Origin of the sequence: Pseudactinotalea sp. (assembly GCF_048594945.1) — a bacterium.
Lineage (GTDB): Bacteria > Actinomycetota > Actinomycetes > Actinomycetales > Beutenbergiaceae > Pseudactinotalea.
In genome coordinates this window covers 1-10,046 of record NZ_JBMDXJ010000394.1, presented here as the reverse complement: position 1 = coordinate 10,046, position 10,046 = coordinate 1, and the positions used below count along the sequence as shown (strand labels likewise).

Here is a 10,046-nt window from a genome sequence, read left to right as displayed (position 1 = left end):
CGCGATGTCCGCCGCCGGATCGACGTCGGGAGAAGCCGGGTCCCGTGCCCGGCGCTGACTGCACGGTGCGGTGCGATCAGGTCGGCTTGGTCCACTCGATCGTGTGGCGGAAGCCGAGGCGGCGGCGCAGTCGGGCGCCGGGGAGCTCACGGGCCAGCAGGGCGCGGAGCTCACGCACCGACACCGTCGGATCCTTCGTCGGGAACGCCGCGGGACGCTGCTCGGGCTCGCGCACCGGCGTGGGATGCAGCACGAACCCGATGATCGGGTTCGTCAGCGCCGAGGTGATGTCCCACGCCACGTCGACCGCACTCTCGAGGCTGGCGAGCCCCACCACGAGGAGACGACCACCCGGCCGCAGCAGACGACGCACGGCGGGCAACGCCGTCGAGGGATCGAGGTGATGCAGCACCGCCACCATCGTGATCGCGTCGAACCGGTCGTGGCCGGCAACGTCCTCGATCGAGGACTGCTGAACCGCCACGTGCGGCAGGTGGAAGGCGTTGGCGCGTGTCGCCGCCACCATGTCGGGATCGACGTCGATCGCGAGCACGCCGTCATAGACCCGCCCGAGCCGGCGCGCCAGCAGCCCACGCCCGCATCCGACGTCGAGCGCCGCGCTGCCCGGATCGCCCAGGTGGGGCAGACGGCGCCGGATCCAGCCGTGGAAGTAGTCGTTGTGACTCCACGGGTGCCTGGCGTTGACGCGGTGCAGCCACCGTCCGACGGCACGGATCAGCCGCGACTCGCTGGTGCGGACATTCACCGCCACGTCAGCTCCGATCCTTGTCGGACAGCTCCGACAGCATCTCGTTGTAGGCAGCCAGCTCGGCGTCGCCGTCACGGTCAGCGGCGCGGTCCTTGCGGCGGGCGATCCGGGCGTCGTCGCGCGCCCAGCTCATCGCCAGCAGCACCGCCACGGCGAGCGAGGGGATCTCGCCGATACCCCAGGCGATCTCGCCTGCGGCGCGCTGATCGGCAAGCGCGTCCACGCCCCAGGGCAGACCGAGCGCACCGAAGTAGTCGGCGGCGAGCAGCTCGGTCATCGTGGTGATCGCGACGCCGAAGAACGCGTGCGCCGCCATCGTGGCGAACAACAGGATCAGCCGCATGGGGTAGCCGGGGCGCGTCGGCCCGGGGTCCACGCCGATCAGCCCGTTGACGAACAGGTAGCCGCTGAGCACGAAGTGCACGATCATTCCGATGTGCCCGAGGTGCGTGGTCGAGGCCAGGTACAGCAGCGGTGAGAAGTAGAACGCCACCATCGTGGTGATGAACACGAACGCGGCGACCACCGGGTTCGCCACCAACCTGCCCCAACGGGAGTGCACCAGTCCGAGCAGCCACTCGCGAGGGCCACGGGAGCCATCGGTGCGGGCAGGCAGTGCACGCATCGCAAGCGTCACCGGAGCCGCGGTCACCAGCAGGATCGGCACCACCATCACATACGCCATGTGCGCTGCCATGTGCACGCTCAGCAGCACGTGCCCGTACACCGCGGGCGCACCGAGCACGAGGTAGGCGAGCACCAGGCAGGCTGCCACCCACGCGACCGTGCGGCCCACCGGCCAGGTGTCGCCGCGGCGCCGCAGCCGCAGCACCCAGCCGAGGTAGACCACGAGCATCGCAGCGACCGCGAACCCGAAGAAGAGATCCGGGTAGAAGGCGGTGAGGATGTTCTCGGGCGTCGGCGTGGGTGGCGGCGGCCGTTGCGAGAGCAGCTCGGTGGGCGAGAGCACACCAGCGGGCTCCTGCTCGATCGGTGGCGCGCTCCCCGAGAGCGCCACACCGAGTCCGCTCGCGACCCCCACCAGCGCGACCTCCACGCCGATCAGCCGCCAGAACAGCCGGCCGCGACCCTCCCGCAGCTGCGCGATCGTACGGCGCCGGTGCCACCAGCCGGCCGCGCCGAGCGCGCCCAGCAGCACGATCTTGGCCACCAGCACCAGGCCGTAGCGGGTGCCGAGCGCGGCGGGTGACCCCACCCGGATCCACGCGCTCGCAAGCCCCGAGACCGCCACGATCGCAAAGCACCACGCCGCCACGACAGAGAACCGGCCCGCCACCGCCGGGGCCGTGCGGCCCAGCCGGTGTCCGGCCAATGCCAGCACCGCCAGCCCGCCCGTCCACACCGCAGCCCCGAGCACGTGCCCGAAGATCCCGTTCATCCCGAGCTCGTGGTTGCTGCTGCCGGCGGCGTGTCCCTGCGTGGCCACGGGGATCAGCACGGCCACACCCAGCACCAGCGCCATCAGCGCGCTCCGGTACCCGGTCACGGCAGCGCTCGCCATCGCCACGAGCGCCGCGAGCACCGCGGTCACCAGCTGAGCGCGCCCGGTCGAGATCTCGGTCACGTAGAAGCCGAGCTCGTCGCCGAATCCCTCGCCACCGATCGGACGCCCCGCCACCAGCGCGTATCCCAGCACCAGCTCGACCACCGCGAGCAGCGCCCACACCGGCCCCGAGATCGAGACGACCGTGCGCACGAGACGCCAGGCTCCGTCGCCCTTCTCACCCTTCCCTCCGGGAAGGACGAAGGTGAGCATCACCAGCCCGCCGAGGGTCACCGCCGTCGCGAGCTGAATCACGGTCCCGACGGCGGGGCTCGCCCAGCGGACCAAGGCACCTGGGTCTCCCACGAGGGTGGGCGCGCTCGCACCGGTGATCGCGACGCCGACGAGCGCGGCGAGTACCGCCGTCGGGAATCCGGCGGCGACCCACGGCCAGACCCGGACCTGCCCGCCCACTGTGGGCGCAGAACGGGAAACGGACGTCACGGCTCGAGGGTATCCGCGCGCGTGGCTGCGACTGTCCAGCCGCTTCAGGAGGAGCGCTGAACGCTGGAGTCGTCGAGCAGTCCGAGCAGGGCCGCTGCCCGCAGTGCTTCGGCACGCGTGCTCGCACCCAGTTTGCGGTAGATGCTCTGCAACTGGCTCTTCACCGTGTTCGGTGACACGTGCAGCAGGGCCGCGAGCCGCCGCGTGGCACCGGTCTCACGGAGCCGGTGCAGCACGACCAGCTCGCGCGCTGACAACCGCGCCTGAACCGACGACAGCCGCAGGTGCTCGCGCGCCTCCTCCAGCTGGTCCAGCAGCGCGCGCGAACCGGGGTCGAGCCGCAGCTCACGTGCCCGCTCGATCAGTTGGACCATGCGCTCCTGGCCCTGCCGCGCGAAGGGCAGCATCGCACCCGAGCGTGCCGCGATCGCGACGCCGCGGCCGAGCAGCTGGTCCGCACGGGCGGTGTCGCCGATATCGGCGAACACCAGCGACGAGACCAGCAGCATCCAGGTGGGGTACGTCTCGGCCCACCTCGACGAGGTCGGCAGCAAGGGGCCGACGAGCGCGGCCGCCTCGCGCGGCTGCCCCAGTGCGAGCAGCACTACGCAACGGACCAGGATCGAGGCCAGCCCGGTCGGGGCCTCCGCATCGTCCAGGACCGCGAGCGCCTCCTCCGGCTCGCCGACCGCCACGAGCAGCTCGGCGCGGGTGTTGCGCAGCAGCGTGGCCTCGAACGCAGACAGGCGGCGGGTGTGCAGCAACGCGTCGACGACGTCGAGTGCCCCCAGGCCCGCCACAGGCGTCCCGGCGAGCACGTGGGCCATCGCCTCCGCCTGGGCGCGCAGCGCCAGCAGGACAGCGGGGTCCTCCGACCCCGTGGCGGTCGGGATCTGGTCCAGGAGCTCCCACGCGCTGGCCACCTGAAGCTGAGCGATCATCCGGGAGGTCTCGGCGAGAGCGCGGACGCTCCCCGCGAGCCCGTCCAGTGCGCGGGGCCCGTCCTGCTCGCCGTCGTCGTCGGGGTGCAGCGTCCCGAGGTAGCCGAGGGTCAGCCGGTCGAGCTCCGAGAGGAGCAGATGGCCGCTCTCGGCCCAGTCGCCAGAGCGCAGGTCGAGGGCGCGGCCGAGCTCGCGGGCCGCGCCGTGGAGGTCACCCGTGCTGAGCGATGTCAGCGCTGCCTGACCCTGCTGCCAGGAACCTAACGAGGCAGAGTCGGCAGCCTCGGCCAGCGCGACCGCGCGGGCGTGCAGCGCGGCGGCGCGCTCGTGGTCTCCGGCGGCCCGTGCCAGTACGGCTTGCACGCCGACGATCGCGGTCTCGACCGCAGGATCATCGAGCTCACGGTCCTGGCCGGCCGCACGCTCGAGCAGCAGCGACGCACTGCGGCGGTCCCGAGCCCGGACGTTGCCGTCGTGACCGTGCTGGAAGACATCGACCAGCACCCGCGCATGCGCCGCGAGGAGTCGCGGGTCCCGCTGCTCGGTACGCGTGAGCGTGCGGAGCACATCCCTGACCAGGCCGGCAGACAGGCGCGGGAGCTCTTGCCAACGACGTCGCGCCCACTCGCCCAGCTGCTCGCTCAAGCCGTACTCGTGGAGCAGCGACGCCGCACCGGAAAGGTCGCCGTGCTCGTCGAGCCACTGCGCCATCTCGGTGACCGCGGCTTCCAGCTGCGGCCTCGTGAAGTCGATCCTCGACCGCCTGCGCAGCCCCGACCGCAGCGCCGAGACCAGAAGAACGCGTGGTCCGCCGTCGGTCTCCACCACGTGGGCCAGTCCGGACCCATCGAGAAGCTGCACCACCCGCTCGGGCTCAGCAGTCCCCCAGATCCATCCCACCTGCGCGAACGACAACGATTCCGGAATCGCGGTGCGGAGCATCCGCTGCCATCCGGCGGCCGAGACCGCTCCGGATGCTGACCCCTCGGCCGCGACGCCCATCAAGAGGTCCGCTGTCTCTTCCAGCAGCGGTTCGGTGATCCGGCCGGTTCCGCGCATGGCTTGCACCAGGGCGTCCACAGCCAACGCGTACCCACCGGTGTGCTCGTGCACCGCACGCGCGGTGCGTTCGTCGACACGCACACCGACCAGGTCGCCGAGCTGGACGATCTCGGAGGTCGTGAACGCCAGATCCTTGGCGGTGACGACCGATACCGAGGGCAGCTCGGGGTCGCTCGCTGTCAGCGACATCCCCAGGCCACGCAGCAGCACTACGGACAGGGCCGGGTGACGCGCCTGGAGGCGGCGCAGCTCCGCGAGCACGGCGCCATCCTGAATCGCTCGCCCTCGCAGCACCGCGACCACTGGCGGTGATGTCCGCTGCAGCGCAAGTGTGAGCGTCTCCCACGTCGCTGCCCCCGCGTGGGCGGCGTCGAACCAGACCAGCTCGGCACCCGCTCTGCGGGCCCAGGTGCGAACGAGCGTGTCCTTGCCTGCACCGTGCGGACCATGGATGAGCGCGATGCCGGTGGTGAGCGCGACCGACAGACGGCGGATCAGCCTCGGCCGTATGAGACGTCGCTCACCGCCGCCCTCCCCCGGGACGGCACGCCGACTGCCGTGCGACACGTCTGCTGTCACCTCCGGGGTGGTCGTCACGGGTGCGCCCCGTCCGTGGACTGCGGACGGGGCGCGCACCGGTGCCAGATCGGTCCCCCCCGACGAGAGCCTAGGTGGTCCGACGGCACCGAGGCCCATTAATTGAAGACACAACTTATCGAGGAGGTCGTCGGGGCGATCAACGCTGTCCGACATGTGCCACGGATGGGGCCCGAGGGCCCCATCCGTGACGCCATTCGCTCGTGAGCGCGACCTAGGGGATGGGCAGCTCCCGGCGAACGGCCCGCTGGTGCCAGGCACGGGCTACCACCAGCGCTCCACCGAGGATCGTGAGGAGACCGGCAACCAGAGCGGCCGTCCCCACACCGTTCGCGCCCGTGTCGGGCAGATCGGCACCCGGCGGAGGATCGAGCGGTGCACACGCGTCGTCGGTGAGCTGGTCACCGGCGTGGTCGACTGTCGCGACATTCAGCAGACCCGACCCCGTACCGGAACCGGTGTCCTCGGCGCACTCGAGCGACGCGAGCGTCGCGGTCGAGACATCGATGGTGCCGGTCACCTCGACGAGGTAGACGTGCACGGCGTCGATCGCGATCGGCACGTCACCGGTGATCCGGTTCTCTGCCGAGCCCGCCTCACCCAGACCGGTGAAGCTTCCGAGCACCGGCACGTCGCCGGGGGTCTCGTTGCTCACCTCGACGTCGGTGACGTCGATCCCGGCGCCGAACCGCAGCTCGTCCGAGAGCACGTAGCTCGTTGGGAGGCCACCGGTGTTGGTCACCTCGATCTGGTAGGTGATGGTGTAGCCGCCGTCGTCATCGGTGACCGGACCCGAGGCGATCGTCTTGTCGAGCGAGACCTGCGGCTCGATCGTGACGCAGGCATCCGCCTCATCGGTCAGGTCGTTGTGACCGAGACCTGCCACGTTCGACAGACCGCCGGCGCCGCCCGAGCCGGGCTCGGCGCAGGTCAGCGAGTCGGAGCCGAAGCCCGCCTCGTCGATCGCGACGACGACGTCGACCGTGTACGTGTGCGTCTCGCCAGCGGCAAGCGCCACGTCGGCAGCGAGGAGGTTCTCCTCGGCGCCCTCGACACCCTCACCGGTCCAGGTGTCGAGCGTCGCGACGCCCGAGGGTGCCTGGATGCTCGAGGAGACCACGTCGATGCCGTCACCGAAGCGGAGGCGGTCGCTGACGTCGTACTCGCCCTCGAGGCCACCGGTGTTCGTCACCGTGATCTCGTAGCTCACGGTCCAGGTGCCATCACCGCCCGCGACCGGCGAGTCGTCGGCCACGGTCTTGACGATCGCGAACTCGGGCGGGCCCGCACACGCGTCGTCCTCCTCGACCGCACCAGCCTCGTCGGTCAGCGTCGACACGTTGTTGAACGCGCGGTCCGTGTCGTCCACCGCTCCGGCACCCGCGTCGCCACAGGTGGCCGGGTCGATGCCATCGACCGGGTCCGGCAGCTGCAGCGGCACGTCCGCGATCACGGTCAGCACGTACTCGTGCGGTGCGTAATCCGGGTCGTCGCTGCCGGCGATGGTGACGCCGGTGGTGACCGTCAGGTTGTCCTGACCGTCCCAGGCCGGGTCGGCAGGCGTGACGCCGTCGGGGACCGAGGTCACCTCGGTGGCGGCCACCGTGATGCCCTCACCGAAGTGCAGCTCGTCGGCCAGGTCGTACCCGACCGGCTCGACACCCTTGTTGGTCACCTCGATGCCGTAGACGACCTCCCACTGACCGTTGCCGATCGGCGTGGCCGAGATCAGCGACTTGTCATGCGTGACCTCGCCGACCTCGCGGCACTCGTCGTCGTAGCTCGGGTAGCCGTTGAACGAGGTGTTCGCGTCGTTGTACAGACCCGTGGGGTCCGCACCATCCGCACCATTGGCATCGCCACAGGCCGACGGATCCGGGTCGACCGTACCCGCATCGGGCAGATCGACCGTGTACCGCACGGTGACCGTGTAGGTGTGCACCTCGGAGGCGCCGATCGGCTCGTCGGTGACGATGAAGGAGTCACCGACGCCGTCGTAGGCCGGGTTCGTGGCGACCCCGCCCGGCGTCACGTTCTCGCTCGAGACCGAGCCCTCGACGATCGTGATCCCCTGACCGAACCGGAGCCGGTCCTGGAGGTCGTAGTCGGTGGCGGTGGTGGTCTCGTTGGTGACCGTGAGGCCGTAGGTGATCTCGTACTCGCCCGGGTTGGCGATCGGGTCAACCACGTGCGGCTCGACCGTGACGCTCTTGTCCAGCGTGACCAGCGGCAGGTCACCGCACTCGTTGTCGACCAGGTCCTCGTGGTTGTTCGGCTCCATGGTCGCCACGTTGAACAGCCCCGTGGTCGCGTCACCGGGTGCCTGACCGTCGGTGCAGGTCAGCGCCTCCGGCGTGGCCGTGGCCTCGCCGGTGTCCGCGTCGGTCGCGAGCGCGACCGTGACCCGGATCAGGTAGACGTGCTCGGTCCCGTTGTCGATCGTGGACTGCGCCGCGATCGGCTGGTCGGCGGTGATGACCCGCTGGTCGTCCACACCGTCCCAGTCCGGGTTCAGCGCCGCACCGGCCGGCCCGGAGACCACCTCGGTGTCGACCACCACGATGCCCTCGCCGTACCCGGTGAGGTCGTCAGTCAGACCGTAGGAGCCGTCGATCATGCCGATGTTCTCGGCGACCAGCTCGTACTCGAGCACCCAGGTGCCGTCGTCATCGGGGTTCTCCGTCGGACCGGAGACGGTCCGCTTGTCGAACTCGTAGTCGATGTTCGAGTACCCGAAGTCGATCGTGTGGTCGTTCTCGCCCGGGCCACCGGTGGTGATCGCAGCGAAGGGGAACCACCCGTCGGGGGTCTCCTCGACCAGCCCGTCGGAGTCATTCCGGTCCGCGTCCACCGAACTGGTGTCACCGGTGTCCGGGATGGTCGGGTACCAGTTCTCCAGCGGGCCACCGGCTGCGTAGTCGTCCGGGTTGTCGATGCCGACGACGTAGTCCGTGTTGGTCTGGAGTGCGTACCCGTTCTCGTTGAGCGTCGGGTCGGAGGAGAAGTAGTACTCACCGAGTGCGCTGGTGGTGGTGCTGCTCACCCAGGTGCGGTTGCCGTCACCGTCGACCTCGTAGAGGTTGACCGTGGCGCCCTCGACCGGCGGCTCGTCCGGGTCCTGGATGCCATCGTTGTCGATGTCGTACCAGACGTAGTTGCCGATCTCGATCGGAGCAGCGGAGGCCAGCACGGAGGCGGTGCCCAGACCGTTGCCCTTCGACGTCACCTGGCTGGTGTCCGTTCTCCGGATCAGCGCGCCGCTCGGGTCGTACCCGGCGCCGGTGGCCTGGTAGAGCCTGCGGGTGCCCTCTTGCAGGCCCGCGTTGGCCACGTGCACGCCGGTGGTCATGATCCCGTCCGGCCGGCTGGGCATGACGACGACGGAGCCCGTGGACTCGTTGTCCTGGTTCAGCGGCGTGTACCCGGTGTCGAAGTAGCGCAGCCCGCCGGGCCCCTGGTCGCCCTGCTGCGCGCCGTTGCCCAGCACGCCGTTGTGGACGCCGTTGTTCTCGAGCGTGAACGTGCCGTCACCGTTGGGGGCGGCGATGAACACGTCACCCTCGGAGCGAACGTGCGTGACCATGCGGGTGTCGCCGTCGGTCGGGTCCCCCGACAGGTTCGTCAGGGTGCCGAAGATGTCACCGACGAGGTCACGGATCGCCACGATCAGGTCACCGTGGAGAATCTGGACGCTCGCCACCACCGGCATGTCGTAACGCATCTCGGTCCCGGCCGGGTAGTGGCCGATCTCGGTGGCCCATGGGAAGAACGTCTCGGAGTACCCCCCACGCTCGAAGTCGAGCGGGAAGTCGAGCACCTCGGTCAAGGTGCCGGGCGTCTCGGCGTCGAAGGAGTACACATATCCGTGCAGGTCGGCGACGTCCTGGCTCGTCTCGGCGGTGTTCGTGGCCGTGATGTACATCGTGCCGGTGAGCGCGTCGACGCTCACGCCGTAGGGGCGGATGTCGGAGCTGTCGGGGAAGTACGCGTCGAGCTCGAACTCCTGGACCGAGACCGGAGTGCCCGCGGGGTTGCCACCCGTGTCGATCCGGATGAGCGAGCGATTGTGCAGGTTGACCGCGAAGATGTACCGCTCGTCCGGGCTCATCGAGATGAGACCGAGGCCGGCGCGGCCCACGTCGTTCCACGCCTGGGCGTCGCGCAGCCAGTCGTAGTCCGGGTTGTCGGCCGTCACGTTGGGGCGGAACCCGTTGGGGTCGGTCGGGTCGGCGGAGATGTCCGGGCCGCCAAGATCGATGCCCCAGTCGGCGACGTTGACGTACACGTCGGCGGACGCGGTCGGTGCGGACCAGTCAGCGCCGTCCGGGGTGACCCGGTAGATGGCGCCGATCCCGCCCGGGCCGAATCCGATGTGGCGGCGCAGGTAGGCGGCCGCGAACACGGTCGGCACGTCATCGATCGAGTCCGCGCGGGTCATGGCCGAGCCGTTCGTGGCGCCGATCTCGCTGAACGGCACCACGCCGGTCTGGGGGACGGGCGCCGCACCGGCACCGCTGGCGCTCTCGGCGTCCCAGAGGATGACGCCCGAGCCCGGCATCGCCGCACTCTCGCCGTCCGAGACCCCGTACTGGAGGATCGGGATGTAGACGCGGGGGTTGTTCTCGACGTAGGCGGTCGGCACGTGGAACGAGAAGTCGACGCCGGTGGC

The 10,046-nt window shown here is 70.2% G+C and carries 4 protein-coding genes; all 4 read right to left on the bottom strand.

Translation table 11 applies throughout. The annotated features are described in order from the left end of the window. Window positions 1-76: 76 nt before the first annotated feature. Entirely contained in the window at window positions 77-772 is a 696-nt protein-coding gene (locus ACOJSN_RS17890) for a class I SAM-dependent methyltransferase (protein ID WP_420113847.1), read from the bottom strand. A 1-nt stretch (window position 773) separates the two neighbouring features. Beyond that, window positions 774-2,777, bottom strand: coding sequence for a cytochrome c oxidase assembly protein (locus tag ACOJSN_RS17885; protein WP_420113846.1), 2,004 nt, complete (start codon window positions 2,775-2,777; stop codon window positions 774-776). Window positions 2,778-2,821: 44 nt separating this feature from the next. Further along, window positions 2,822-5,377: a helix-turn-helix transcriptional regulator gene (locus tag ACOJSN_RS17880; protein ID WP_420113845.1), complete on the bottom strand. Its 2,556-nt coding sequence runs from the start codon at window positions 5,375-5,377 to the stop codon at window positions 2,822-2,824. 214 nt (window positions 5,378-5,591) lie between these two features. Then, a partial coding sequence (locus ACOJSN_RS17875) for an SdrD B-like domain-containing protein (protein WP_420113844.1) occupies window positions 5,592-10,046 on the bottom strand: 4,455 nt, incomplete at its 5' end.